Source organism: Streptomyces sp. NPDC006365, from assembly GCF_042870755.1.
Lineage (GTDB): Bacteria > Actinomycetota > Actinomycetes > Streptomycetales > Streptomycetaceae > Streptomyces > Streptomyces xiangluensis.
On record NZ_JBIAHS010000002.1, the window covers coordinates 501,791 to 527,470 of the forward strand.

Annotated in this window: 20 protein-coding genes and 1 pseudogene; 13 read left to right on the forward strand and 8 right to left on the reverse strand. The window is 70.0% G+C overall.

Annotated elements, in window-relative coordinates; genetic code table 11:
* Positions 1-12: 12 nt before the first annotated feature.
* From nirD to ACFYO0_RS07385, 3 genes are read right to left on the reverse strand one after another with little or no spacing between them, the layout of a single operon-like run.
* A complete protein-coding gene (gene nirD, locus ACFYO0_RS07375; protein WP_388672031.1) occupies positions 13-372 on the reverse strand; it encodes a nitrite reductase small subunit NirD in 360 nt (119 codons plus the stop codon).
* On the reverse strand, positions 369-2,978 hold the full coding sequence (gene nirB, locus ACFYO0_RS07380) for a nitrite reductase large subunit NirB (protein ID WP_388672034.1): 2,610 nt from the start codon (positions 2,976-2,978) through the stop codon (positions 369-371). The genes nirD and nirB overlap by 4 nt, the downstream gene beginning before the upstream one ends.
* A complete protein-coding gene (locus tag ACFYO0_RS07385; RefSeq protein ID WP_388672037.1) occupies positions 2,978-4,192 on the reverse strand; it encodes an NAD(P)/FAD-dependent oxidoreductase in 1,215 nt (404 codons plus the stop codon). Before ACFYO0_RS07385 ends, nirB begins: the two co-directional genes overlap by 1 nt.
* A 414-nt stretch (positions 4,193-4,606) precedes the next feature.
* Here ACFYO0_RS07385 and ACFYO0_RS07390 point away from each other — a divergent pair.
* A pseudogene (locus tag ACFYO0_RS07390) lies at positions 4,607-4,761 on the forward strand (sulfite exporter TauE/SafE family protein); the annotation flags it as partial.
* Positions 4,762-4,841: 80 nt separating this feature from the next.
* On the forward strand, positions 4,842-5,219 hold the full coding sequence (locus tag ACFYO0_RS07395) for a nuclear transport factor 2 family protein (RefSeq protein ID WP_388672040.1): 378 nt from the start codon (positions 4,842-4,844) through the stop codon (positions 5,217-5,219).
* 263 nt (positions 5,220-5,482) lie between these two features.
* Here ACFYO0_RS07395 and ACFYO0_RS07400 read toward each other — a convergent pair whose 3' ends face one another.
* Positions 5,483-6,025, reverse strand: a complete 543-nt coding sequence (locus ACFYO0_RS07400) for a hypothetical protein (RefSeq protein ID WP_388672043.1) — start codon at positions 6,023-6,025, stop codon at positions 5,483-5,485.
* Between the two features lie 292 nt (positions 6,026-6,317).
* Between ACFYO0_RS07400 and ACFYO0_RS07405 the strand changes: the two genes are divergently transcribed.
* From ACFYO0_RS07405 to ACFYO0_RS07430, 6 genes are all read left to right on the forward strand, one after another.
* Positions 6,318-6,926, forward strand: coding sequence for an NADPH-dependent FMN reductase (locus ACFYO0_RS07405; RefSeq protein ID WP_388672046.1), 609 nt, complete (start codon positions 6,318-6,320; stop codon positions 6,924-6,926).
* Between the two features lie 76 nt (positions 6,927-7,002).
* Complete coding sequence (locus ACFYO0_RS07410) at positions 7,003-7,695, forward strand: Clp protease N-terminal domain-containing protein (protein ID WP_388672049.1); 693 nt, start codon at positions 7,003-7,005, stop codon at positions 7,693-7,695.
* A gap of 85 nt (positions 7,696-7,780) precedes the next feature.
* Positions 7,781-8,830 carry an LLM class flavin-dependent oxidoreductase gene (locus ACFYO0_RS07415; protein ID WP_388672052.1) on the forward strand — a complete coding sequence of 350 codons (1,050 nt, stop codon included), beginning with the start codon at positions 7,781-7,783 and terminating at the stop codon, positions 8,828-8,830.
* A 237-nt stretch (positions 8,831-9,067) separates the two neighbouring features.
* A complete protein-coding gene (gene cutA / locus ACFYO0_RS07420) occupies positions 9,068-9,394 on the forward strand; it encodes a divalent-cation tolerance protein CutA (protein WP_388672055.1) in 327 nt (108 codons plus the stop codon).
* The gene (locus ACFYO0_RS07425; RefSeq protein ID WP_388672058.1) at positions 9,391-9,810 is read left to right on the forward strand and encodes a gamma-glutamylcyclotransferase family protein; all 420 of its coding nucleotides are present in this window, start codon (positions 9,391-9,393) and stop codon (positions 9,808-9,810) included. Before cutA ends, ACFYO0_RS07425 begins: the two co-directional genes overlap by 4 nt.
* A gap of 132 nt (positions 9,811-9,942) precedes the next feature.
* Entirely contained in the window at positions 9,943-10,413 is a 471-nt protein-coding gene (locus ACFYO0_RS07430; RefSeq protein ID WP_388672061.1) for a DUF6069 family protein, read from the forward strand.
* A 187-nt stretch (positions 10,414-10,600) separates the two neighbouring features.
* Here the strand turns inward: ACFYO0_RS07430 and ACFYO0_RS07435 are convergent, their stop codons facing one another.
* From ACFYO0_RS07435 to ACFYO0_RS07445, 3 genes are all read right to left on the reverse strand, one after another.
* On the reverse strand, positions 10,601-11,212 hold the full coding sequence (locus tag ACFYO0_RS07435; RefSeq protein ID WP_388672063.1) for a Uma2 family endonuclease: 612 nt from the start codon (positions 11,210-11,212) through the stop codon (positions 10,601-10,603).
* 180 nt (positions 11,213-11,392) lie between these two features.
* The gene (locus tag ACFYO0_RS07440) at positions 11,393-13,567 is read right to left on the reverse strand and encodes an alpha-galactosidase (RefSeq protein ID WP_388672065.1); all 2,175 of its coding nucleotides are present in this window, start codon (positions 13,565-13,567) and stop codon (positions 11,393-11,395) included.
* 63 nt (positions 13,568-13,630) lie between these two features.
* Complete coding sequence (locus ACFYO0_RS07445; RefSeq protein ID WP_388672067.1) at positions 13,631-14,656, reverse strand: LacI family DNA-binding transcriptional regulator; 1,026 nt, start codon at positions 14,654-14,656, stop codon at positions 13,631-13,633.
* 191 nt (positions 14,657-14,847) lie between these two features.
* Between ACFYO0_RS07445 and ACFYO0_RS07450 the strand changes: the two genes are divergently transcribed.
* Complete coding sequence (locus ACFYO0_RS07450) at positions 14,848-17,307, forward strand: CBM35 domain-containing protein (protein ID WP_388672070.1); 2,460 nt, start codon at positions 14,848-14,850, stop codon at positions 17,305-17,307.
* Positions 17,308-17,489: 182 nt separating this feature from the next.
* Here the strand turns inward: ACFYO0_RS07450 and ACFYO0_RS07455 are convergent, their stop codons facing one another.
* Positions 17,490-19,724 (reverse strand): molybdopterin oxidoreductase family protein, encoded by a 2,235-nt coding sequence (locus tag ACFYO0_RS07455; protein WP_388672073.1) that lies wholly within the window; start codon positions 19,722-19,724, stop codon positions 17,490-17,492.
* 346 nt (positions 19,725-20,070) lie between these two features.
* On the opposite strand from ACFYO0_RS07455, the gene ACFYO0_RS07460 reads away from it, so the two are divergent.
* The 4 genes from ACFYO0_RS07460 to ACFYO0_RS07475 all read left to right on the forward strand — a co-directional run bounded on the left by ACFYO0_RS07460 (position 20,071) and on the right by ACFYO0_RS07475 (position 25,666).
* Complete coding sequence (locus ACFYO0_RS07460) at positions 20,071-21,690, forward strand: amino acid adenylation domain-containing protein (protein ID WP_388672076.1); 1,620 nt, start codon at positions 20,071-20,073, stop codon at positions 21,688-21,690.
* Entirely contained in the window at positions 21,690-23,018 is a 1,329-nt protein-coding gene (locus tag ACFYO0_RS07465; RefSeq protein WP_388672079.1) for a hypothetical protein, read from the forward strand. The genes ACFYO0_RS07460 and ACFYO0_RS07465 overlap by 1 nt, the downstream gene beginning before the upstream one ends.
* A gap of 36 nt (positions 23,019-23,054) precedes the next feature.
* Positions 23,055-23,822 (forward strand): enoyl-CoA hydratase-related protein, encoded by a 768-nt coding sequence (locus tag ACFYO0_RS07470; RefSeq protein ID WP_388672082.1) that lies wholly within the window; start codon positions 23,055-23,057, stop codon positions 23,820-23,822.
* Between the two features lie 194 nt (positions 23,823-24,016).
* On the forward strand, positions 24,017-25,666 hold the full coding sequence (locus ACFYO0_RS07475; RefSeq protein WP_388672085.1) for a multicopper oxidase family protein: 1,650 nt from the start codon (positions 24,017-24,019) through the stop codon (positions 25,664-25,666).
* Positions 25,667-25,680: the final 14 nt, after the last annotated feature.

Below are 25,680 nucleotides of genomic sequence, written 5' to 3' on the forward strand. Positions count from 1 at the left end.
GGCCGGCCAGGTTCAGGACGTACGCACCCCGTATGTCGCCACCGTCACCGTGTCGTCATCCAGGCACCGCCCCGACTCCAGCTCGAAGCGCTGCTTGAGCAGGGGTGAGGCCACGAATGAGCGGCCCTGATGGGAGCCGATGAGGCCGCGGGAGAGGACGGCGGCGCCGGTGAACGGGTCGCGGTTGTCGATGGCGTACAGGCGGCCCGCGCGGTCCTGGAAGAGGGCGACCTGGCGGCCGTCCGGGAGCAGGGCCGCCACCCCGCGGCCCGGCATCAGCGCGCTCATGTCACAGACCGTGAACCAGTTGTCCGCCGTGTCGTCGACGCGAAGCTGGACCTTCAGGGTCGTCGTCTCGGGTGCGAGGGTCATCGCTGGGCGCTTCCTTCCAGGGGACGGGTGCCGATGGTCAGCAGCGGCAGGTCGGGCTTGATCTGGTCGCGCTCGGGGACGAAGCCGACGACGGGGTCGGGGGTGTCCGGCGCGTTCACGAAGGAGACGAAGCGGGACAGCTTCTCCGGGTCGTTGATGGTCTCGGCCCACTCGTCGCGGTAGTTCGCGACATGCGCGGCCATCAGGGACTCCAGCTCCTCGCAGATGCCCAGGGAGTCATCCACGACGACATCGCGTACGTGGTCCAGGCCGCCGGGGATCCGCTCCAGCCAGGTCGACGTGCGCTCGAGGCGGTCGGCCGTGCGGATGTAGAACATCAGGAAACGGTCGATCAGACGGATCAGTTCGGCGTCGGAGAGGTCCTTCGCGAGCAGGTCCGCGTGGCGCGGGGTGGCGCCGCCGTTGCCGGCCACGTACAGGTTCCAGCCGTTGGCCGTGGCGATCACGCCGAAGTCCTTCGACTGGGCCTCGGCGCACTCGCGCTGGCAGCCGGAGACCGCCGACTTCAGCTTGTGCGGGGAACGCAGCCCCCGGTAGCGCAGCTCCAGGTCGATCGCCATGCGTACGGAGTCCTGGACGCCGTAGCGGCACCAGGTCTGGCCGACGCACGACTTCACCGTACGCAGCGCCTTTCCGTACGCGTGCCCCGACTCGAAGCCCGCGTCCACCAACCGCGCCCAGATGAGGGGGAGTTGCTCGACGCGTGCGCCGAACATGTCGATGCGCTGGCCGCCGGTGATCTTCGTGTAGAGGCCGAAGTCGCGCGCCACTTCCCCGATGACGATGAGCTTCTCGGGGGTGATCTCCCCTCCCGGGATGCGCGGCACGATCGAGTACGAGCCGTTCTTCTGGAGGTTGGCGAGGAAGTGGTCGTTGCTGTCCTGCAGGGCCGCCTGGTCGCCGTCCAGGACATAGCCGCTCGCGCCGATCGTGGGGGCGAGGGAGGCGATGATCGAGCCCACGGCCGGCTTGCAGATCTCGCAGCCGTCGCCGCCTCGGGCGCCCTCACGGCCGTAACGGTCGAGCAGGTCCTGGTACTTGTTGATGCGCAGGGCGAGGACGATCTCGTACAGCTCCTCGCGGGTCTGCGAGAAGCAGCCGCACAGGCCCTTGTCGACCTCGACGCCGCTGGCCTCCAGCTCGGCGTTGACGAGCTGGCCGAGGACCTTGACGCAACTGCCGCAGCCCGTACCGGCCTTGGTGCACTTCTTGACCTCGGGCACCGTCGTGCACTGGTGGTCGGTGACCGCGCCGCGGATCGTGCCCTTGGTGACGTTGTGGCAGGAGCAGATGACCGCCTCGTCCGGCAGCGCGGACGGGCCGAGCTGGGCGCCGCCGCCCGAGCCGGCCGGGAGCACCAGCTGCTCGGGGGAGACGGGCGGTACGGAACCGGTCAGGGCGCGCAGCGTGCCGTACGCATCCGCGTCGCCGACCAGGATGCCGCCGAGCAGCTCGCCGTCGCGGCCGATGACCAGCTTCTTGTACAGGCCCGAGCGGGAGTCGGAGTAGACGACGTCCAGGCAGTCCTCGGCCGTTCCGTGCGCGTCACCGAAGGACGCCACGTCCACGCCGAGCAGCTTCAGTTTGGTGGACAGGTCGGCGCCGGTGAAGGAGGCCTCATCCGCCGCGATCGTCGCCGCCACCGTCTCGGCCTGCTCGTAACCGGGCGCCACCAGGCCGTACACCCGGCCGTCGGAGGCCAGCGCGCACTCGCCGATCGCGAAGACATGCGGGTCGGAGACCGTACGGCACTGCTCGTCGACCGTGATGCCGCCGCGCTCGCCGACCGTGAGGCCGCAGTCGCGGGCCAGCTGGTCGCGGGGGCGGACACCGGCGCTGAACACCACCATGTCGGTGGCGAGTTCGGAACCGTCGGACAGCTTCATACCCGTGACGGCGCCCGAGTCGTCGGTCACGATCTCCTGCGTGCCCACGCCCGTGTGGACGGACAGGCCCATGTCCGCGATGGTGCGCAGCAGGGCGGCGCCACCGCCCTCGTCGACCTGCACCGGCATCAGTCGGGGCGCGAACTCCACGATGTGGGCGTTGAGTCCGAGACCCTTCAGCGCGCCCGCGGCCTCGAGGCCGAGCAGACCGCCACCGACCACGGCACCGGTCGTCGCCTTCGACTTCGCGTACTCCTCGATCGCGAGCAGGTCCTCGATCGTGCGGTAGACGAAGCAGCCCTCGGCGTCCTTGTTCGGGACCGGCGGCACGAACGGGTACGAACCGGTGGCGAGGACCAGGACGTCGTAGTCGACGACAAGACCGGAGCGGGAGGTCACCTTGCGGGACTCACGGTCGATGGTCTCGGCCGGGTCGCCGACGTACAGCTCGATGCCCTCCTTCTCGATGAACGCCATGTCGGTCATCGAGAGATCCTCGGGCGTCTTGCCCGAGAAGTACGAGGTCAGCTGAACGCGGTCGTACGCGGGCCGCGGCTCCTCGCACAGCACGACCACGCGGTGCGTGGCGGTCAGGCCGCGCTCGGCGAGCGCTTCGAGGAAGCGCTGGCCGACCATGCCATGGCCGACGAGCACGATCGTGGGGCGGGGGCCGGTCCCCACAGGTGCGGTCGTGGACATCAGGAGCCTCCATCGTTGGTGAGCAGGTGGAGCAGGGGGCCGGTCTCGGGGAGCGGCTCTGCTCCCTCCCAGGCGCGGGCGAGCGCGCCTACGGTGCCGAGTTCGCCGACGAGTACGCCGCCGACCACGCGGTCGTTGCGGACGACGACCTTGCGGTAGGTGCCGCGGGTCGCGTCGGCGAGCTGGATGACGTCGTCACCGGGCTGCGGGGTGGGCTCGCCGAAGGCGGCGAGGTCGAGCGGGGTGCCTGAGGCGAGGGTCAGCCGGGTGAGGGCGCGGGTGCCGGTGTAGCGCGCGGCGCTGTCGCCCGTCGCCAGCAGCTCGGCCAGCGCTTCGGCCTGTTCGATGGCGGGCGCCGCGAGACCGTAGACGGTGCCCGCGTGCTGCGCGCAGTCGCCGATCGCCCGGATGTGCGGGTCGGACGTACGCAGCTCGTCGTCGACGATGACGCCCTTGTGTACGGCGAGCCCCGCGTCCTGGGCCAGACCCACGCGCGGGTGCACGCCACAGGTCAGCACCACCAGGTCGGCGTCGAGCGCGTACCCGTCGGCCAGCTCGACCGAGCGGACGGCTCCGCCGACGCAGCGCACATCGCGTACCCGGCACTCGGTGTGCACCTCGACGCCGAGGTCCTTCATGTGCCGGAGCACCAACTTCGAGGCGGACGGGTCGAGTTGCCGTTCCATCAGCCGCTCGGCCTGCTGTGCGAGCACGACCTGCGCGCCGCGCGCGGCGAGCGCGCGGGCGGCCGAGACGCCGAGGAGACCGCCGCCGATGACGACGGCGCGGGCGTCCGGGCGCACGGCCTTGGACAGGCCGAGGCAGTCGTCCATCGTGCGGAAGGCGTGGACGCCCTCCGGCAGCACGTGATCAGCGGTGAAAAGCCCCCGCAACGGGGGCAGTTTCGCGTTCGACCCGGTCGCCAGGACCAGCGTGTCGTATGCGATCACCGAGCCGTCCGAGCAGTGCACCTCCCGCTGACCGCGGTCGATGCCGGTGACCCGGGCGCGGACCAGCTCCGCGGGCGCGGGCAGAGCGATCACGTCGGGGGCGTACCGTCCGGCCAGCACTTCGGCGAGCAGAACCCGGTTGTACGGGGTGTGCTCCTCCTCACCGATGAGCACGGCGGGCAGCCCGAGCTCGCCGAGCCGCCGGGCGAGCCGTACGCCCGCGAGGCCGGCGCCGATCACCACCACACGCGTATTCGAGGTCATGGTGACGAGCGTGCGGTGCGGGTGTTACCCGACGGCATCACAACTGTTTCCCCCCGGGAACGCTGCCCTCAGCGGTGTGGGGGTGGGTGTGTGAGGGTTTTCGGCGAGGGACGGCGGGGGCGGTGTCGGGCCTGGTGGGACCGGTGTCCGGCCTGGTGGGCCCGGGTGGGGTCAGCCGAACCGCCAGGTTTCGTGCGGACACCATCGCTCACGCGGCCGGGTCGCGGAAACCTTGAGGTATCGGTCACTTCACCCCAGGGGGCCACACCATGGACAACCGTCCAGAAGCCGTACGTCAAAGATCCCGCCGCCGCATGGGTATGGCGGATCGTACGCGAGCCGTTCACCGCCGGGACATGGCGGCGGGCCGCGTAAGCGGTAGTGGCCGTGCCGGCGGGGCCGGGCAGCGTGCCGGCCGTAGGCACCTTCGTGATCATGCGCCCCGCTTGCGGTACGGCGCCCTCGACCCCCCTGTCTCCCCGCGCCGCGTCCTTGCCGCGATCGGGCTCGCGGGCCTCGGCATCGGCTTCTACGACGGGCTCATCGGTCCCGGCACGGGTACGTTCCTCGGTCGTATCGGGTGGCGGGCCACTCGTTCTTCGAACCGAGTGGCCGTCCCGATCCTGGTGTGGAACGGCATAATGCGCCCATGGATCATGGAGCAGCGCGGGTGTTCGTCGACTCCTGGGTGACGGCGTGGAACGCGCACGACTTGGACGCTCTGTTGACGCACTTCGCCGACGACGTGACGTTCCGGTCGCCGGTGGCCGCGCAGCTGCTCGGCAGTGACGGGGTCATTCGCGGCAAGGACGCGCTGCGCGCCTACTGGGCGGAGGGCCTGCGACGCATCCCGGACCTGCGGTTCGAAGTGGTCGGATGCTACGTCGGCGTGGACTGCCTGGTCATCAACTACCGCAACCAGAAGGGCGGACTGGTCAACGAGGTGCTGACCTTCGAAGGCCCGCTGGTCGCCGAGGGATACGGCACCTACCTCGACGAGGACGCCAACCCGGCGGGGGCACGCTGAATTCGGTCTGGGGTTTCGGCTCGAACGGTGCCCCGAACGTGATCACTCGGAAGTGCACTTGGTCGTCCAGGTCCGCCGCGTCGGACCTGATCGCGGGCAGGCAGTGGCGCCGGGGCGACGCGGACATTCTCGTCGTCTGCGACGCCGGCTGAACAGGAGATGGCTGAGCGGGAGATGGGTCCCGCTTCCCCCTCCGGGCCGCGAGGGGCGTCGGACCCGGAGGGGGAGGGGACAGCGGTACCGGTGGACAGCGGAGGTGTCCGTCAGATCCCGTCGCCTCTCGCCCGGCGAAGCAGGAGCCAGGTACCGCCCGCGACGGCGACGGCGAGCGCCGCCACTCCCGCCGCGGTCTGCACGGGGCCGGGGCCGACCGCGCCACCGACCCCCGTCTTCACGCTTCCTTTCGGGTGCACCGGTTCGCCGGCGCCCTTCTCGGCCCCCTCGGAGTGGGCCAGCGCGACCCTCAGGTCCCCGGACAGCCGCATACCGCTGGAACAGCGCGCGACGATCTCGTACGTTCCCGGCTGCGCGGACGGCGGCACCCGGAACCGCCCGACCGCGTTCCGCTCGTGCGTGCTGGGCGTCAGCGTGAAGGCGCCCGCGCCCACCGCGCCCGCGTCCCCCGTCATCGAGCCGTCCGCACCGCACTGAGCCGTGTTCACCATGACCTCGGCGCCGGGTGCGACGGTCGACGGATACACCTCCAGCGGGCCGGTGTCCTCGCCGAACGCATACGCGGGCGCGGCAGAGAGGGCCGCGGCGGCGAAGGTCAGCGCGGTACCGGTCAGCAGACGGCCTGTGCGCATCGTGCTCGCTCCTCCACGTCGGTCGCATCCCTGCCCTATCGAGGTAAGTGGCAGTCCGCCCGACTCGCCTCCTGATGAGGCGTCAGAACGGGTGTCGCGTGGCTGCGTCGGCTGACGTGACGGGTGACGTTTCGGCAGGTCACGGGCGTACGAGCAAAAAGAATCCGCGGGGCGGGGGGCGCGGGTGTGAACGGGTGACCGGCCCTCGTGGGCGACGGACCTACCGGTGGTCCAGTCGAGCGGCGCGGCCAGGACTTGACCTCAACTTTGATTGAGGTATGAGCCTGTCCCCATGAACTCCGCAACTGACCGACCCATCACCGACGCACCCCTCCATGTCGCCCTGATCATCGGCAGCAACCGGGAGGGCCGCTTCGGGCCTGTGGTCGCCGAATGGCTGCTGAGCCGGATCCGCGAGCGCGACGACATGGAGGTCGATGTCGTCGACGCCGCCGACGTGCGGCTGCCGACGGCCCTGTCCTACTCGCCGTCCGCCGAGGTGACCGGCGAGCTCGACAAGGTCAGCCCGAAGCTCGCCGACGCCGATGCCTTCGTGGTCCTCACGCCCGAGTACAACCACTCGTTCCCGGCACCCCTGAAGAACCTCATCGACTGGCACTACACCGAGTGGCGCGCCAAGCCCGTCGCCTTCGTCTCGTACGGCGGACTCTCCGGCGGCCTCCGCGCCGTCGAGCAGCTCCGCCAGGTCTTCGCCGAACTTCATGCCGTCACCGTTCGCGACACGGTCTCCTTCCACAACGCGGGTGCCCACTTCGACGACGAGGGCCGCCACAGGGATCCGGCGGCCCCGGATGCCGCCGCGAAGGGGATGTTGGACCAACTGACCTGGTGGGGGCGGACGTTGAAGGAGGCGAAGGAGACGCGACCGTACGCGGGGTGACGAGTTTTCGCCCCTCTCTCCGTCAAATAGGCAAGTGCGCCTTGACAATTCCCAACTGTCAAGGCGCACTTGCCTCATGGCTCTTCCAGACCTGGACGAACTCATCGCGGAAGTGGACCGCACCTGCGACACCGCGCACCGGCCCGGCGGCGCAGCGGAGCAGCCCGACTGGCTCGCCCTGCTGACCGTGGCCGCACAGCTTTCCGGCCAACTACAGGCCCTGGCAGACGACTTGGTCGAGGACTATGTCGAGCACTGCCGGATGCACGGCTGCTCGTGGACCGACATCGGCGCCGCCCTGGGCGTGACCCGGCAGGCGGTGCAGCAGCGCTTTCACGCCCCCCACAAGCGATACGCCCCCGAGACGATGACCGACGACCTCCGCGAGGCGATGACCCACGTCAAGCGGGCCGCGGTGCAGCACCGCAACAACTACATAGGCACCGAGCACCTGTTGTGGGGCCTCACCGCGAAGCCCAACAACGCCACCCGGCTCCTCGAGGCATCCGGTGTCGCCCCCGATGTCGTACACCGTTCGGTCGAGGCCCACTTGAGCATGGGTGCCTCACAAGCCGCCGAACGGATCGCCTGGACGCCCTACTCCCGCAAGGCCATCGCCCTGGCGGAAGAGCAAGCGGGCTCCGCCCTCATCGACTGCGACCACCTTCTGACGGGCCTCAGCCGGGTCGGCCGCGGGGTGGCGGCGACGGTACTGACGGAGGCGGGCTTCGCGGTGGCGGCACCGGACGAGGATAGTCAACGGGCTTGAAAAAGCAGGACAGTTGGGCGCCGTTTTCCCATCCTCGTGGGGACACCCGTACTGACCGCCGTCCCCTCTTCTGAAGGTGACATTCGTGAAGTTCAGCTATGCGATGCTCCCCGACTACCCGCTCACAGAGTCCCTGGAGTCCATCACCTTCGCCGACGAACTCGGCTTCCACGCCTGCTACGCCGCCGACGAGACCTGGCACAAGGATCTGTGGCTGCTCTTCGCCGCGGCCGCCGGCCGGACCAGCCGAATCCGCCTGGGCCCGAGCGTCTCCCCGGTAACGCTCCGCGAACCGACCCTGATCGCCCAGGCCGTGGCCACACTCGACGAACTGTCCGACGGACGCGCGGAGGCCGTGCTCTCCAGCGGCAACTTCGGGCTCCTGGCCCAGTACAAGATCGACTGGGCCCGCACCCGTCCGCTGTCCCGGGTCAAGGAAGCGCTGCATGTGGTGCGCACACTGTTGGACGAGGGGACGATCTCGTACGACGGCGAATTCTTCTCGTATGAAGGCCTGTTCACGTTCGCGCGACCGGTCCAGAGCCGGGTGCCGCTGAAGCTCGGTGCGATGCGCGGGCCCAAGTCCTTCGAAGCGGCGGGGGAGTTGTCCGACGGCTGCCATCATGCGCTGAGCTACACGCGAGAGGCGTACGAGTACGCGGTGCGGCACCTCCGGGCCGGAGCGGAGCGCGCCGGCAAGGACTGGCGGTCCCTGGACATCGGCGCCTGGGTCGTCTTCGCGACCGGCCCCGACTCAGCCGCCGCCAAGGACGCGGCGCGCAGCATGGTCGGTGTCTACGCCTCCTCGATGCCCGAGGAGCAGCTACGCCGCAACGGCGTCGACCCGGCCGAACTCAAACCGATCATCGACGCCATCGCCTCCGGCGACCTGGCCCGCGGCATCGAGCTGACGACGCCGGAGATAGCCGAGCGCCTCTCCATAGCGGGCACCCCCGAGGAATGCCGCGACAAAATCCAACGGGAGATCGCCCCCACCGGCGTGAACCACATGATCTGCGCCATCACCGATCGCACCCTGGTCAAGGCCTTCACCGGCCGCGACCTCACGGAGGTGGCCGACGTGAACACCCAGCTCCGCCTGATCCATGAGGGGATCATGCCGGCGTTGGCGTGATCGAGGGTCGGGGCTGTTCGCGGAACCTGCCGATGCGTGATGCGGTTCCGCATCCGAGGCCTGGCCTTACCGGCTGAGGGCGGTTTGGGCGAGCCACCTCATCTGGGACTGTGTATACGTGGCGAGCTCGACTTCTCGGTCATCGAGGAGCCCGTCGATGCGGTCGTCCGCCGCGTCCGACCCGCCTCTGGCGAGGAGCGCCGCGTTTCTGCGAAGGCCGGAAGAAGGAGATCGATCATGGCCACGCCCGACTGGCTCACCGTCCTGACCACGACGGACGCCCCGGAGAAGGCTGACGCGCTCGCGCGGGGCGCGGTCGCGGCGCGTGTCGCCGCCTGCGCGCAGATCTCCGGGCCGGTCACGTCCGTCTACCGGTGGAAGGGAGAGATCGAGACCGCGTCCGAGTGGCAGGTGCTCTTCAAGACCACGGAGACGCGGTACGCGGAGCTGGAAACGTATCTGCGCGAGGCGCACGACTATGACACGCCGGAGATCATCGCCACGCCGGTGGTGCGGGGGAGTGCGGCGTATCTGGAGTGGCTGGAGCAGGAGACGGCGGGGTGAGCCGTCTGCCCTTCTTCGTGTACGGGACGCTGCGGCCCGGCGAGCCCAACCACGATCTCTTCCTCCTCGGGCGCACCGTTTCCGAGGTGCCCGGGCGGTTGGCGGGGGCGGTGCTGTACGAGGGGCCCGGTTATCCGTACGCCGTGGAGGAGCCCGGGGGCGCGGTGTGCGGCGAGCTGATCACTCCCTCGCCACAGCAGTACGGCCGACTCCTGCTCGCCCTCGACCGGTTGGAGGACTACGCGCCGGGAGATCCAGCCAACCTGTACGAGCGCGTGGCCCGGGACGTCGCGCTCGGGGACGGTACGCGTGTCCAGACCGCCTGGGTGTACGTGGCCGCGCCTTCGGTGGCGGTTCGACTTCGGGCGCGCGGCAAGCTCATCGAGGGCGGGGACTGGCGGGGGCGGGGCTGTTGAGGTCGGCTTTCTCACCCCGAACCCACCCCTTCTGAAAAAAGTCCCCCCGTCACCGCTCAGTTCTGTGGGGCTCCTCGGTCTACATCTGCGAAAGGCACATCAACCTCCGTACGACACACAGGAGTCAGAGCCATGACCGGGACCACGCCCCAGACGCAGACCATCGCCCAGTCCTCCCCCTCCTCGACCCGTTCCCTCGCCACACGGCCCGTATGGCTGGTCGGTGTTCTGGCCACGCTCGCCGGGGCCGTCGTGACCGAGGTGTTCGGGCTGATCGCTCGCGGCGCCGGCGTACGGATGGACGCGGCCGGTCCAGGGGCCAAGGAAGCCGCGGAGATTCCGGTGGGCGGCTTTGCCGGAGGCGTGGTGTTCTGGTCGGTCGCCGGGATCGTTCTCGCGGTGGCTCTCGCCCGCTGGGCCAAGCGGCCCGCCCGTACCTTCGTGGTGATCACCGTCGCACTGACCGCGCTGTCCCTCGCCGGTCCGGCCGTCGCCCCGCACACCGCCACGTCCACCCAGATCGTCCTGGCCGTGTCCCACGTGGTCGCCGCCGCCGTGATCATTCCCGTACTGGCCCGGCGGCTTGCCCAGCAGCGCCGGTGACGAAGTGGACAGCTCCACCCACCCCGTGGTCGCACTTTCGGTATCAGCCGAGGGTGCGACTACGGGGTGGGTGGCGTAGGGATGCACCTGGAGCCGCCAGCCACCATGCACCCGACAACGAAGGGGCCGGTGGTCTACGACGCGGAGTTGGCGGAGGTGGCCGAGGGGGGAGGACGGACGCGGTCAATCAGCTTTCGGCTGACCGGCGACCGGCCTTCAGGATCTGCTCGACGTTGAGGATGACTTCGGCGCCGACTTCCTCGGGCAGGGTGACGACCTCGCCGGGGGAGTGCGGGCGATGGTTCTCGTACTCGTCCCCGGCGGGCTCGGTCAGCACGTGAAGGCGCTGGTGCTTCCGGTCGACGATCACGTAGACCGGAACCTTCGCGCTTGCGTAGGCCTTCACCTTGTCGCGCAGGTCGGTTCGGTAGTTGCTGGAGGTGACCTCCAGGACAAGACGGAAGCAGACGGGGTCGTAACAGTTGTTCTCGGCGTGGTGGTCCTGGAAGTCGGCGTCCACCAGAGAGAGGTCGGGGATCGCGTAGTCCTCGGTGCCGGTCGGCAGCCACAGGCCGATTCCCTGTACCACCCTCGACTCCGTCCCGTGGAGACCGGCGGTCAGGAAGGGCACCATGAGATCGGTCAGGGCTACAGCGTGCGGGCCGTCCGGTGGCGGGCTCACGAGGATCTGGCCTCCGATGATCTCGACGCGGTAGCCCGGATTGCGGTCCATGAGCCGGTTGGCCTCCGCGGTCAGAGGGCGGTGCTCATGGGGCCGCTCGACGGATGCTGCGGACATCACGTGCCTCCTGTGGGCTGGTGTCGAGAGCATCATCGTAGGCAGGCCCCAGGCGCTGTGTCCCGGTCCGGCCCGTTCACCCGAAAGTGATCACCGGTCCGGCTCCCACGCCCGCGGTGCTTTCGCGGATGCGTGCTGCTGGGCGATGGACAGACCCGCACCCGACAACGACCCCCTCGCTCAACCGCCGGAGGCAACCCGCACCAACAGCACCCCCGGAGACCTCGGCAACTCCACCCGCAGCGCCCCCGCCTCCCGGTCCCACTCCGCCATACCGGCCGACGCGGGCGCCGACGGATGCAGGACCTCCACCCGTACGTCGTCCTGGCCCGCCAAGTGCGGCAGAGCCAACGTCCGTTCGGCCTCCCCACCCCGGCGCCACACCGACAGATACACCGGCCCTGCAACCGGCCCCGCCACCGGCACGCGCATCCCCAACGCCACCCACTCATCCGTCCATCCCGGCAACCCGACCGGCCAGAACGGCACCGCCGACCGCAGGTCACCCCTGATCGACTTGTAGGTCGCCACAGCGTCCCGTACCAGCGACAGCTGTCCCGCCGACATCCGATCAAGATGCCCCGACAGATGCACCCGCCCGAGCAACGCCGTACCCAACGTGAAGTTGATCTCGTCATCCGAGAACTCGGCCTGCGGATACGCCCACACCGCCCCTTGCTCCGGCGGCACAGCCGTCGGCGCCGCAGCCGCGATCGGGGGATAGCGGAGGAGATCCTGCTGGTCCGACGTGGACTGCACCTGCGCGACGGCCAGGGAAGCGCCATCCATGCGCATACCGCCGGACGCGCAGTTCTCGATCACCAGCGACGGGTGGCGGTCCAGCACCGACGACAGCCAGGACAGCCACGCCCGCGTATGCGAGAGCAGCCCCGGCACGGAGGTGGTGATGTTGTAGTCCAGCTTCAGATAGCCCACACCCCACTCACCCACGATCCGGTCCACCGTCCGGTCGAGGTGGGCGCGGGCCGCAGGATGCGTCAGGTCCAGCTGGTGGCGGCCCTGTTCGGTGACCCGGGCACCGCCGTCGTGGCGCAGAAAGGCCTCGTCGGGCAGCGAGCTCGCGACGGCGCTGCGGACGCCCACGACCTCCGGCTCGAGCCACAGCCCCGGCACCATCCCGCGTGAGCGGATACGGTCGAGCACCGCTCCGAGCCCCCCGCCGGGAAAGCGCCCGGAGGACGGCAGCCAGGCGCCGACGCTGTCCCACCAGCCCGCGGAGTCGTCGTACCAGCCGGCGTCGACGCAGAAGTACTCCGCCCCGGCCGAGGCCGCCGCGTCGATCAGCGGCAGCAGCTTCTCGGTGGTCGGGTCGCCCATCAACGTGTTCATGTAGTCGTTGAAGATGACGGGGAGCCGTTCGTGGTCGGAGTGTGGGCGGCGGACGAGACGGCGGTACGTCGTCAGCGCGGCCAGCGCTCCGTCGAAGCAGGTACCGAGGGCCAGCGCCACCCACTCGCTGCTGAACTCCCCGCCGGGCTCCAGGACTTCACGCCAGCCGTGCTCGTCCGAGGTCGGCCCGCCGAGCGTCAGGTACGTGTGCCCGCCGGCTTCCCCCGTCTCCCAGGACCAGCTCGCCGCAGACTCGATCTGCCACAGCCAACTGCGCGCATCCGTACGGTGGTTGAGGGCGCCCATCGCCAAGTGTCCGTCGGTGGGCCAGCTGCCCCGCCCGGCGAGGCGCACCGCGGCCCGGCTGTCGTGCTCGTGGACATCCCGGCCGATGTCGGGCACGGACGCCCGCAGCGGCTCGGCGTACCAACGGCACTCGGCGAGCCAGTCGTTGCGCGCCCGGAACACGAGCAGGTCGTCGGGGGAGGGCAGCGCGCCCAGCAGCAGACTGCTGACCGAGCGCAGGGTGACCGGCGCGGAGCCGTCGTTGCGGAGCCGTACCCGGGAGCGCAGCACAGGTACCCCGTCGGGCGAGGCATACTCCGCGAAGACGGACAACTCGCTTGCCGGATCGCGGAGTTCGACGGTCAGACGATGCCAGCCGTCGTTGTACGTGGCGTCGTGTGCCCGGTACCTCAGCCGCGGCCCGAGCGCCGTACCCGTGAACCGCGGTCCCGAGAAGCCCGTACCCTCACCGGCCGGCACGACGTCGACCAGAGGCAATGCGGCGCGGACCTCGGCATCCTCATCCTTCGGCTCCGGATCGCCCGGCCGCGCCACCCGCAGCAGCCGAGGCGAGTCCCCGCCGGCACCGGCGGCCCAAGCGGCCCCGCTGGGCCCACCAGTCCCACCCACCTTGCCGACCCCGCCGAAATCGAAGTCGACAGCGAGGCCCGAATGCCCCCAGCGATAGTGCCGTGCGCCGTTGCCGTGCTTTTGCGTCACTCAATCCCCCCGCGATAGCCCTGGTGACTCATGCCCTGATGCCGTGATCCCAAAGTCGACAAGTCAACCGATACCCGTGCCGCCCGGGCCCGAACTCTCCCGCACGATCAGCTCCGGCTCCGCACAGGGCTCCTGCCCCGGAGCCGACGGATCCAGCAGGCGATGCAGCAGGCCGAAACACGTACGCCCGAGCCCCTCGAAGTCCAGCCGCACCGTGGTCAGCGCCGGAGCGAGATACGCGGACGCGGGGGTGTCGTCGAAGCCCACGACGCTCAGCTCGTCCGGCACCCGGCGCCCCGCCTCCCGTGCCGCCCGCAGCATCCCGAGCGCCAAATCGTCGTTGCCGCACAGTACGGCGGTGGTGTCGGGGTGGCGTTCCAGCAGCGTGCGCGCCGCCAGGTGACCGGAGCGCGGCGTCCAGCCGCCCTCGACCGGCGCGGGCGCGTCAACTCCCGCTTCCCGCAGGGCGTCCAGCCAGCCTTCCGTCCGCTGGGCCGTGCGTGCCGTGGACGACGGGAGTGCAAGGCAGTGCACGGTGCGATGGCCCAGGCCGAGCAGATGGCGGGTGGCGCGGGTGGCGGCGAGGCGGTCGTCGAGCCATACGTGCCGGGGGTCCGGGTCGTCGCCCGGTGGCCGCTCGACCAGCGCCGTCACCGGTACGTCGGCAGGCAGCAGCTCCAGCGCGCGGGCGCCGGCCGCGTCGAAGGCGATGACGATCACGGGCTCGCCCGGGCGTACCAGCCGGGCGCGCAACTCCTCGGCATCCGGTGCCGCGTGCCGGTCGAGCACGCTGATCGAGACCGCGAACCCCGCCGTGCGCGCGGCCTCCTCGATGCCACGCAGGGCCGTCGCGTTGCCGTACAGGGAGGTGTCGGAGGTGAGCACGGTCAGCGAGCGGACCGCTTTGCCGGCGAGTTCGCGCGCGGCCCGGTTGGGCCGGTAGCCGAGTTCGCCGATGGCGGTCTGCACCCGCCGACGGGTGGCTTCGGCGACGCGTTCGTTGCCGTTGATGACGCGCGAGACGGTCTGGTACGAGACGCCGGCCGCGCGGGCGACGTCCCGGATGGTCGGCTCCTGGAGGCTCCTCATGTGAACGGTCACCCCACTGTTAATGCTGCAACAGGTGTTGACAGATGGTACTGCGGCGGGAGAATCATGCGCTGATGTGACCGTTCACACAAGAGTCCGGGAGCCGATGGATGACTCGGAGAACGCGCACGACACGAGAGGCCAGACGATGGACCACGACGGTCCTCACGCTCGCACTGATGGGAGGGGCCATGTCGGCGGCACAGATGTCCGCGGCCCAGGGGGCGCAACGGGCGGCGCCCCGCCTTTCCGTCGACCTCGCCGACTCCGAGGGGCCGGTGATGCGCGGCGCGAACGGCGCGCTGTACGGGCTCAGCGACGACGGGGTGCCCAGCGACGCGGCGCTGGAGCCCCTGAAGGTCACCAGCATCTCGCAGAAGCCGGAGGGCGGTGCCCAGCACCCCAACGGCGACGCGATCACCGTCTCCAAGTCGTTCTTCCGCAACGGCGGCGGCGAGATCAACGTGATGATGCAGGACATCTACGCCAAGTGGCCGTACGAGGACCTCGGCATCGCCGACTACCTCCCCAAGGTCGACAAGATCGTCAAGGAGGTGTCGGCCGCCCCCGACAGCGATCGCTTCGTCTACATCCCGTTCAACGAGCCCGACCAGATCTGGTACAACCTCGGCGTCTCCGACCAGGCGACGTACGAGAAGAACCGCGACCGGTTCTTCCAGGACTGGAAGACGGTGTACCAGCGGATCCGCGCGATCGACCCGGATGCCAGGATCGCGGGCCCGAACGAAGCCGCCTACCACACACGCCTGTTGACGGACTTCCTCGCCTTCGCCAAGCGGGAGAACGTACTGCCCCAGATCATGACCTGGCACGAGCTCGGCTCCGGCTCGCTGCGGGACTTCCAGGGGCACTACGACAACTACCGGTCGATCGAGCGAGAGTTGGGCATCGCACCGCTGAAGATCAACATCGATGAGTACGCCAACCGCCGTGATCTGTCCGTGCCGGGGCAACTCGTGCAGTGGGTCTCGATGCTCGAACGCAACAAGGTGTACGGCAACATGGCCTACTGGGACGCCGCCGGCAATCTCAGCGGCCATGTGGTGCGCTCCAACATCCCCAACGGCGGCTGGTGGCTGTTCCGTTGGTACGCGGGTCTGACCGGCGACACCGTCAAGGTGACCCCGCCGCAGGCCAACACCATCGACACGCTCCAGGGTCTCGCCTCGTACGACACGAATCGCCGCCAGGCGCAGGTGGTGCTCGGCGGCGCGGCGGGCGACGCGGACGTCGTGGTCAAGAGCGTCGACCGGCGCGTCTTCGGTCGCTCGGTCACCGCGACCGTGGCGGAGGCGGCCTGGTCGGGCTACGAGGGCGGGCACCCGGCGCCGCAGGTGCTCAAGCGCGTGAAGGTGAAGGTGGCCTCCGACGGCACGGTCACCGTTCCGCTCACCGGCATGCGGAAGATGTCGGCGTACCGCGTCGTCCTCACCCCGGCCGGGTCCGGGACGCCGGCCGCGCCGTCCGTCCCCTGGTCGGCGTCGTACGAGGCGGAGGACGCGGCGATCACCGGCGGCCAGGTCTACACCCAGGGCACGGTCTCCAACGCCAACGGGTACGCCGCCTCCGGCACCAAGGACGTCGGCTCGCTCAACGCCGCCTCGAGCAAGGTGGACTTCACGGTCTCGGTGCCGCGCACGGGGACGTACGACCTCGGGATCCTGTACGGCAACCAGAGCGGGACGCCGTCGACACAGAAGCTCTCCGTGGACGGCGGCACGGCGACGACAGTGACGTATCCCTCGACGGAGAACTGGACGTACCGCGCCCTGAAGACCGTCCCCGTATCCCTCACGGCGGGCAGCCACACCCTGACGCTGGCCAAGGACAGCAAGGAGGTGACGCTGGACCGCGTCGACCTGACGGCGAGCAGCACGCCTTCGGCGCAGTACGAGGCGACGCTCGCGGACATCTCGGGCAAGCCGGCGTACGACTACGGGAGTTCGGCCGCCACCGGGACGGGAACTCTGCGGCTCGGCTCCGGCGACAAGGCGGTCTTCGACGTGTACGCGCCGCGTGACGGCTACTACACGCTGACCTCGCGGGCCTCGGCGGCCGTGAAGCTGTCCCTGCACGGCCAGTCGGCGACGGCACCGCCCGACCGGGCGCTCCGGCTGTATCTGGTCGCGGGCAACAACCGTGTGACGGCTACCGGTTCGGGCGTCGGACTGCGCTCGCTGGACGTGTCGGGGACGGGTTCGTCCTCGGGCACGCTCGCATACGAGGGCGCCGACGCGACCCTGGCCGGGGGAGCGCGCCTGGAGTTCTCCTCGTACGCCTCGGCGGGCTCGTACATCGGCTGGCTGGGCAACTCCGCGGCCAGTACGGCCCAGTTCGCGGTCGACGCCCCCAAGGCGGGCCGCTACATCCTGCTCATCTCGTACGCCAACAACGACCGCCGCGACAACGGCCACGCCTACAACACGGACATCGTGTCCCGCACGGCGGACGTCACGGTCGGCGGCGCGACCCGGAAGGTGACCTTCAAGAACACCTGGAGCTGGGACGACTACTGGACGCTCGGCGTCCCGGTCGACCTAACGAAGGGCACGAACACGGTGACGTTCGGCAACGCCACCGCCTGGGCGCCGAACATCGACAGGGTTGAACTGGCACCAGTGCTGGGCTAGTTGGCGGCGAAGCACGCCGCGCGAGGCGGTTCGGAGCTCCGGGTCCGTCGTGGCTGGTCGCTCCCCCACTCTCGGCTTCGCTCGAGCAGGGGGACCCCCATCGCGGCGGAGCCGCATATGTCACCGTCCCGCGTCCCTGAGGGGCCTGCGGCCTCTTCAGGGACGCGGTGCCGCACGCCCGGCTAGTCGGCTCGCTCCACGCGTACCGCGCACGCCTTGAACTCCGGCATGCGGGAGGTCGGGTCGAGGGCCGGGTTGGTCAGTGTGTTGGCCCGGCCTTCGCCCGGCCAGTGGAAGGGCATGAAGACCGTGTCCGGGCGGATGGAGGTGGTGATCCGCGCGGGCGCGGTCGCGCGTCCGCGCCGGGAGACGACGGCCAGCGGGTCGCCCTCATTGGCGCCGAGCCGCTCGGCGAGCCTCGGGTGCAGTTCCACGAAGGGGCCGGGGGCGGCGGCGTTCAGTTCGTCGACCCGCCGCGTCTGGGCCCCGGACTGGTACTGCGAGACGACCCGCCCGGTCGTCAGCAGCACGGGGTACTCGTCATCGGGTTCTTCGGCGAGTGGCCGATGCGTCACGGGGGCGAACCGGGCGCGGCCGTCGGGGGTGGCGAAACGGTCGAGGAAGAGGCGGGGCGTGCCGGGGTGGACGTCGGCCGTGGCCGTCGGCTCGGCCGCCTCGCTCGCGGGGTCGTCCGGCCCGACGTCCAGCGCTGCGTCCTCGCCGTCCTGCGCCGTGTCGTCCGCGGCGCCGGGCAGCGGCTTCCCTGCCGGGGGCGCGGGGGTGTCAGCGCCCGCCTGCTGAGCCTCAGGAGCCTCCGCCGGGCAAGGCCAGAACACCCCGTTCTCCTCGATGAGCCGACGGTATGTAATCCCCGAGTAGTCCGCGGGCCCGCCCGCGCTCGCCCGGCGCAGCTCCTCGAAGATCTCCTCCGCGTCCGTCGGGAAACCCTTCTCCACGCCCAGGCGGGCAGCCAGTTCGTGCATGATCTCCAGGTCGCTGCGTACGCCCTCCGGCGGAGTGATCGCGCGCCGCCGCAGCAGCACCCGGCCCTCCAGGTTGGTCATCGTCCCCGTCTCCTCGGCCCACTGCGTCACCGGCAGTACGACATCCGCCAGGGCCGCCGTCTCCGACAGGACCACGTCACACACGGCCAGGAAATCAAGCGACTTGATGCGTTCCTCGATGTGCGCAGCGCGTGGCGCCGACACCACCGGGTTCGAGGCCATCAGCAGCAGGGCGCGGATGTCCGTACCGAGGGCGTCGAGCAGCTCGTACGCGCTGCGTCCCGGACCGGGCAGCGAGTCCGGGTCCACGCCCCAGACCTCGGCCACATGGCGACGGGCCGCCGGGTCGTCGAGCTTGCGGTAGCCGGGCAACTGGTCGGCCTTCTGGCCGTGTTCGCGGCCGCCCTGCCCGTTGCCCTGCCCGGTCAGACAGCCGTAGCCGGACAGCGGCCGCCCCGCGCGGCCCGTCGCCAGGCACAGGTTGATCCACGCGCCCACCGTGTCCGTACCCTTCGACTGCTGCTCGGGCCCGCGCGCGGTGAGCACCATCGCGGACTCCGGCTCACAGAACAGCCGTACCGTCTCCCGGAGTTGAGGCACGGACACTCCCGTGATCCGCTCCACCAGCTCCGGCCAGTGCGCCATCGCCGCGGCCCGCGCCTCCTCCCAGCCGCTCGTACGCTCCTGGATGTACGCCTCGTCCGTACGCCCCTCCGCCACGACCAGGTGAAGCAGGCCCAGCGCCAGGGCAAGATCCGTACCCGGGCGGGGGGCGAGGTGCAGGTCCGCCTGCTCGGCGGTGCGGGTGCGGCGCGGGTCGATGACGATCAGCTTGCCGCCGTTCGCCTTGAGCTCGGTGAGATAGCGCAGCGCGGGCGGCATCGTCTCGACGAGGTTCGAGCCGACGAGGATGACGCAGCCCGTCTTCGGGATGTCCTCCATCGGGAACGGCAGCCCCCGGTCCAGGCCGAACGCCTTGATCCCGCCGGCCGCCGCGGACGACATGCAGAAGCGTCCGTTGTAGTCGATCTGCGAGGTGCCGAGCACGATGCGGGCGAACTTCCCGAGCGTGTACGCCTTCTCGTTGGTCAGCCCGCCGCCGCCGAACACCCCGCACGCGTCCGGGCCATGCTCCGTACGCGTGCGGGACAGCGCCTCGGTGATCCGGCCGAGCGCCTCGTCCCAGGTGGCGGGCTCCAGGACACCGGCGTTCCGGACGAGGGGTGAGGTCAGGCGGACGCTCGATGACAGCACCGCGGGCGCGGTACGGCCCTTGCCGCACAGCGCGCCGCGGTTCACCGGGAAGTCCGGCCGCTCGACCACCGCGACGCCCCCGTCCTGCTCGGGCGTGAGATTCATTCCGCACTGCAGGGCGCAGTACGGGCAGTGGGTGGGCGTCACGGTGTTCTGCATACCGTCCAGCGTGCGTCGCACGTGTTACGCACCGCAACGCCTCTCGTTACACGGCAGGCACGGGGACCTCCCCGTGGGGGCTCAGGCGGCGTGAGGGGCGGGGAGCGTTGTCCGTGAGGTTCCTGTCGTCTGCCTGTTCGGAAGCTGTCGATGTGCTGACAGTTCAGTCATGTGACTTGTTTTGCCGGTGACGCGGCCCACATTGAACGTTAAAGCTATTGAGGCCGCTACCGCGCACAGGCGGTGCGGCCAAGCACCTCCGCACGGTGTTCGACATTTCGACGCAAAGTAAGCGTTCAGTCGCCCGAGGCACCTTCTCCCCACACAGCCAGGAGGTCTGTGAAGCATGCCCCTGAGCCATCTGTCCCCCCAAGACAGGGCCCTGTTCTGGCAGTTCGGCCAAGGTCCTGAAGTCCCCGTCCCCGACCCCCTCGTCCACCACGCCGTCGAACGGCAGGCCGCTGCCGCGCCGGACGCCGTCGCCGCCGAGCACCAGGGCACGACGATCACGTACGGCGAGCTGAACCATCGTGCCGACCGGCTCGCGGCCAGACTCGTACGGGAGGGCGTACGGCCCGGCGATCACGTCGGCCTCTTCGTACGCCGCTCCATCCCGATGCTCGTGGGACTGCTCGGCACGCTGAAGGCCGGTGCCGCGTACGTCCCGCAGGACATCGGCCTCACCCCCGCCGCCCAGCTCCGGCACGTCATCCGCACCGCCGGAACCCGGGTCGTCCTCACTCAGTCGGAGCACACGCTGCGGGTGCCTCTGCCTGACACCGGACACCGGCTGATCACGCTCGACGACGACGATCTCGCCAGTCTCTCCACACAAGGGCCGGTCCGTCTCGAGCGGCCCTTACGCCCCGACGACGGGTGCTACGTCCTGTTTACCTCCGGCACGACCGGTAAGCCCAACGGCGTGAAGGTCACCCACCGCAACGTCGCGAACATCCTCCTCACCGAGCCCGGTGACCTGGGCATCCGCCCCGGCGACCGGGTCGCCCAGCTCCTCAACATCGCCTTCGACATGGCCGCCTGGGAGATCCTCGGCTGCCTTGCCCACGGCGGCACGCTCGTCGTCCGCGGCAAGGACGTCGCGGCGGCGGCCCGGACGGCGGACGTGCTGATCGCGACGCCGACAGTGCTGTCCGGGATCGACCCGGCGGGCTGCCCCCGGGTGCGGACGGTGGCGGTCGCGGGCGAGCCGTGCCCGCGCCCGCTCGCGGACGCCTGGGCCCGGCGGTCCGCTTTCCACAACTCCTGCGGGCCCACGGAGGCGACGATCGTCAACACGATGCGCCACCACCGCGTGGACGACCCACTGATCACGATCGGCCGCCCCACCCCCAACAACACGGTGTACGTCCTCGACGAGCACCGGCGTGCGCTGCCCATCGGGGAGACCGGGGAGATGTGGGCCGGCGGTGACTGCGTATCGGCGGGCTACCTGAACAACGAGGCGCTGAACGCCGAGCGGTACGCCCCCGACCCCTTCCTCGGCGGCGGACACCGGATGTTCCGTACCCGCGACCTCGGCCGCTGGACGCCCGACGGCGAACTCGAGCATCTCGGCCGTACCGACGACCAGGTCAAGGTCCGCGGCTTCCGCGTGGAACTCGACTCCGTCTCCTCGGTGCTGGAGTCGGTGGCGGGCTGCTCCCGCGCCGTCACGCTCAAGCGGGACGCCCGCAGCCTGGTCTCCTTCGTCTGCCCGGCCGACGTCGACCCGGACACGGCCCGGCGCGCGGTGGCCGACGCACTCCCGTACTACTGCGTGCCGGCCACGGTCCTCCCGGTGGCCGCGTTGCCGGAGACGGACCGGGGCAAGGTCGACCGGGCGGCGCTGCTGCGGCTGGCGACGGAACGGGAGGAGGCCGCGCGGGATGCCGTGCGGGTGGCGACCGTTCGTGGCGAGGAGGCCCCCCTGCTGCGGGTGTCGGCGGTGCGAGAGGGGGCGGCCTGATGACGTCGTCCGTGGAGACCTCGTCCGCTGAGGCCTCAGCCGTCGAGGTGAGAGGTGTCACGCACGCAGCGCCTCCCGCCCCTCCCGCGGCTCTCGCCGAACTCCCTCCGCTCACGTCCGCGCCCCGTCGCCTCCTCAAGCACCCCCGCCTGATGCACTACAACCGCCTGGCGGCCCTGGTGCTGCTCGCCAACCTCGGTTTCTTGGCAGCGAGTTGGGTCCCGAGCGCCCAAACCATCGGCTACGCGTCCCTCGCGAACCTCGCGCTCGCCGTGGTCGTACGCCAGCAGTACGTCATCAACCTCTTCTTCCGGCTGGCGACCCGGGCTCCGACGAGCTGGCCGCTGAAGGTGCGGTGGACGCTCGGGAAGGTGTACCACTTCGGCGGACTGCACGTGGGCGGGGCACTTGCCGGAGCGTTGTGGTTCCTCGCGGGGGCGGTCGTGGTGACCGTCGACGGCGCCAAAGTGCCGCTTGTCACGGTGAGTTGGGCACTCGTCGCCCTGCTCGTCGTCATCGTCGCCACCGCCCTGCCGCCCTTCCGCTCCCGCTTCCACGACCACTTCGAGAAGATCCACCGCTTCGGCGGCTGGAGCGCCCTCGCACTGTTCTGGACGCATACGCTGCTCGGCGCGCGGGGGCCGGCCGCGCTCGGGGTGCTGGCCGTGGTCACCTTCAGCGTCGCCCTGCCCTGGCTGCGGCTCCGCAAGGTGAACGTACGGATCGAACGGCCCTCCACGCACGTCGCGTTGGCCCGTTTCGACCACGGCGTGACCCCTTTCGCGGGGTCGTCCACCGCCATCAGCCGCAGCCCGCTCACCGAGTGGCACTCCTTCGCCAACGTGCCCTCACCCGGCGAACCCGGCTTCCGGCTGACCATCTCCCGCGCGGGCGACTGGACGGGCTCGTTCATCGACGACGCGCCCCCGAAGGTCTGGGTCAAGGGCATCACCACGGCCGGGGTCGCCAATATCGAGACCCTGTTCAGCAAGGTGATCTACGTCGCCACCGGCAGCGGTATCGGTCCCTGCCTGCCGCATCTGCTGGCCGCCGAGGTGCCCTCACGGCTCGTATGGGCGACGCGCGATCCCCGCAGGACCTATGGCGACGACCTGGTCGACGAGATCCTCGCCGTCCAGCCGAACGCGCTGGTCTGGGACACCGCACGGCACGGCAAACCGGACATGGTGCGGCTCGCGTACACCGCGTACCGCGACTTCGGTGCCGAAGCTGTCATCTGCATCTCCAACAAGAAGCTGACCTGGCAGGTCGTTCACGGTCTCGAGCGGCGCGGCATTCCCGCGTACGGCGCGATCTGGGACTCGTAACAGACCAATCAGGAGACAAGGAGAGAGGGAGAGTCGATGAACACCCTCAAGATCGAACGCCATGACCACGTGGTCACCGTACGACTCCACCGGCCGCACGTCCTGAACGCTCTCAGCAGCGAGCTGCTGGCCGAACTCCTCGACGTACTCCGCCCGTTGGACCGTGACCCGGACGTCGGCTGCTTCGTCCTCACCGGTTCGGAGAAGGTCTTCGCGGCCGGTGCCGACATCAAGGAGATGGCCGGGAAGTCGGCCGTGGACATGGCCGCGGAGGACTACTTCGCGGGCTGGGAGGAGTTCGCCGGATTCCGTACGCCGAAGATCGCGGCCGTCAACGGCTATGCGCTGGGCGGCGGTTGCGAACTCGCGATGATGTGCGACCTGATCATCGCGGGCGAGTCGGCGGTCTTCGGCCAGCCGGAGATCAAGCTCGGCGTGATCCCCGGCATCGGCGGCACCCAGCGGCTGACCCGCCTGGTCGGCCGTGCCAAGGCCATGGACCTGATCCTCACGGGCCGCACGATGGACGCCGGCGAGGCGGAGGCTTCGGGCCTGGTGTCGCGGGTGGTCCCGGACGACCGCGTCCTCACCGAGGCCGCGGAAGCCGCCGCGACCGTCGCCTCCTACGGCCGCCCCGCCGTCACGGCGGCCCGTGAGTCGGTCGACCGGGCCCTGGAGACCGGCCTGCGCGACGGTCTTCTCTTCGAACGGCGCGTGTTCCATGCGCTCTTTGCGACAGAGGACCAGCGCGAGGGGATGAGCGCGTTCATGGAGAAGAGGGCGCCTGTCTTCAAGGGGCGTTGACGGGAGCACGGGGTGAGTTGACCCGGTGAGGGGGGTGAGCTGATCCGGTGAGCGGGGGCGGCGGACGGGGGTTCTCGTCCGCCGCCCCTCGTCGTGTGGGGGGTGTGAGTTCGTGTCCCGTAGGGGGAGGACCGGGGTCGGATCAGGGCGGTGCCCGGATGTCCGGGGTGCGCTCGGACCGAGATCGTCGAGGCATGACGAAATCGGGGACGAGGACGACAGGGGCGGCAGGGACGGTGGGCCGGAGCGGCGAGGGGAGTGCGGCCGGGAAGGAGGACAGGAGGAAGGCCGGGAGGAAGAAGGGGCGACGCCGTACTCTCACGCGGGTTCTGGTCACCCTTGGCACGGTCGTGGCCGTTCTGCTCGCCGCGTTCGGTGGATGGTTGGCGTGGCTGTGGACCAGCGCCGATACCAGCACGGTCGGCAAGGGCTCCTTCGGCAATGAGCTCGCCATCCCGCCGCTCGCCGAACCCAGCCGGGTCAAGGCGGACGGCACCAAGGTCTTCGACCTCGAGATGCGCACGGGCGAGAAGGAGTTCAGGCCCGGGAAGCGGACCACAACCTGGGGATTCAACGGCGACTACCTCGGCCCCACCCTGCGTGCCGAACGCGGGGACAAGGTCGAGGTCAGGGTGCGTAACACGCTTGACGAGTCGTCGACCGTGCACTGGCACGGAATGCACCTGCCCGCGCGGATGGACGGCGGTCCGCATCAGATGGTGCGGCCGGGGGCCACGTGGACGCCGTACTGGAAGATCGACCAGCCCGCCGCCACCCTCTGGTACCACCCGCATCCCCACGGCCGGACCGAGCAGCACGTCCAGCGCGGCCTCGCCGGGATGTTCCTCCTCGACGACGACAAGTCCGCCGCCCTGCCGCTGCCGAAGAAGTACGGCGTGGACGATCTACCCGTCATCGTGCAGGACGTCAGGTTCGACGGCGCCGAGTTCGATCACGGGCGCGGTCTGATGCAGAACGTCGGCTTCCTCGGCGACCGCACCATGGTCAACGGCACCCTCGACCCGCACCGAGAGGTACGTGACGAACTGGTGCGGCTGCGGCTGCTCAACGCCTCAACGGCCCGGACATACTCCTTCGGCTTCGACGACAGCCGCCGCTACACACAGATAGCGACCGACGGCGGCCTCCTGGAACGCCCCGTGCAGACCGAGCGGCTTCAGCTCTCACCGGGGGAGCGCGCCGAGATCGTCGTACGCATGCGGGCCGGCGAACGCACCACCCTGCGCAGCTTCCCGCAGGACAACTACGGGGACGCCTGGAACACCCGCTTCGGCGGGGCCGACGACTCTTTCGACATCCTGCAACTACGGGCCGCGGAGACGCTCCGCCCCTCGCCCGCACTGCCGCAGGAGCTGGGTGAACTGGAGGTGCCGGACGGTTCGGACGCCGTGCGCGCCCGGCACTTCGACCTGAAGAAGTCCGGGATCAACGGACGCAAGATGGCCATGGACCGAATAGACGAGACGGTCACCACAGGCACCACCGAGACCTGGACCGTGCGCAACACCAACGGCATGCCGCACAACTTCCATGTCCACGATGTGCAGTTCCGCGTTCTGGAGGTCAACGGAAAGATCCCGCCGCCGCATCTGCGGGGCGCCAAGGACACCGTCTTCCTGCCGAACGGTACGACGATGAAGCTGGCGCTGCGCTTCGAGGGACCGGCCGACCCGGACACCCCGTACATGTACCACTGTCATCTCCTCTACCACGAGGACGAGGGCATGATGGGCCAGTTCGCGGTGGTCGAGAAGGGCCAGCGGGCCGGCCGGCCGGACGCCGGTGGAGCCGATGGTGGACCTGACGCGCACGCGGGACATTGACGTGCGGCCGTGAC

Coding starts and splice junctions, on each gene's coding strand:
- nirD (WP_388672031.1), bottom strand. CDS start 372: ATGACCCTCGCACCCGAGACGACGACCCTGAAGGTCCAGCTTCGCGTC.
- nirB (WP_388672034.1), bottom strand. CDS start 2,978: ATGTCCACGACCGCACCTGTGGGGACCGGCCCCCGCCCCACGATCGTG.
- ACFYO0_RS07385 (WP_388672037.1), bottom strand. CDS start 4,192: ATGACCTCGAATACGCGTGTGGTGGTGATCGGCGCCGGCCTCGCGGGC.
- ACFYO0_RS07395 (WP_388672040.1), top strand. CDS start 4,842: ATGGATCATGGAGCAGCGCGGGTGTTCGTCGACTCCTGGGTGACGGCG.
- ACFYO0_RS07400 (WP_388672043.1), bottom strand. CDS start 6,025: ATGCGCACAGGCCGTCTGCTGACCGGTACCGCGCTGACCTTCGCCGCC.
- ACFYO0_RS07405 (WP_388672046.1), top strand. CDS start 6,318: ATGAACTCCGCAACTGACCGACCCATCACCGACGCACCCCTCCATGTC.
- ACFYO0_RS07410 (WP_388672049.1), top strand. CDS start 7,003: ATGGCTCTTCCAGACCTGGACGAACTCATCGCGGAAGTGGACCGCACC.
- cutA (WP_388672055.1), top strand. CDS start 9,068: ATGGCCACGCCCGACTGGCTCACCGTCCTGACCACGACGGACGCCCCG.
- ACFYO0_RS07430 (WP_388672061.1), top strand. CDS start 9,943: ATGACCGGGACCACGCCCCAGACGCAGACCATCGCCCAGTCCTCCCCC.
- ACFYO0_RS07435 (WP_388672063.1), bottom strand. CDS start 11,212: ATGTCCGCAGCATCCGTCGAGCGGCCCCATGAGCACCGCCCTCTGACC.
- ACFYO0_RS07445 (WP_388672067.1), bottom strand. CDS start 14,656: ATGAGGAGCCTCCAGGAGCCGACCATCCGGGACGTCGCCCGCGCGGCC.
- ACFYO0_RS07450 (WP_388672070.1), top strand. CDS start 14,848: ATGTCGGCGGCACAGATGTCCGCGGCCCAGGGGGCGCAACGGGCGGCG.
- ACFYO0_RS07455 (WP_388672073.1), bottom strand. CDS start 19,724: ATGCAGAACACCGTGACGCCCACCCACTGCCCGTACTGCGCCCTGCAG.
- ACFYO0_RS07460 (WP_388672076.1), top strand. CDS start 20,071: ATGCCCCTGAGCCATCTGTCCCCCCAAGACAGGGCCCTGTTCTGGCAG.
- ACFYO0_RS07465 (WP_388672079.1), top strand. CDS start 21,690: ATGACGTCGTCCGTGGAGACCTCGTCCGCTGAGGCCTCAGCCGTCGAG.
- ACFYO0_RS07470 (WP_388672082.1), top strand. CDS start 23,055: ATGAACACCCTCAAGATCGAACGCCATGACCACGTGGTCACCGTACGA.
- ACFYO0_RS07475 (WP_388672085.1), top strand. CDS start 24,017: ATGACGAAATCGGGGACGAGGACGACAGGGGCGGCAGGGACGGTGGGC.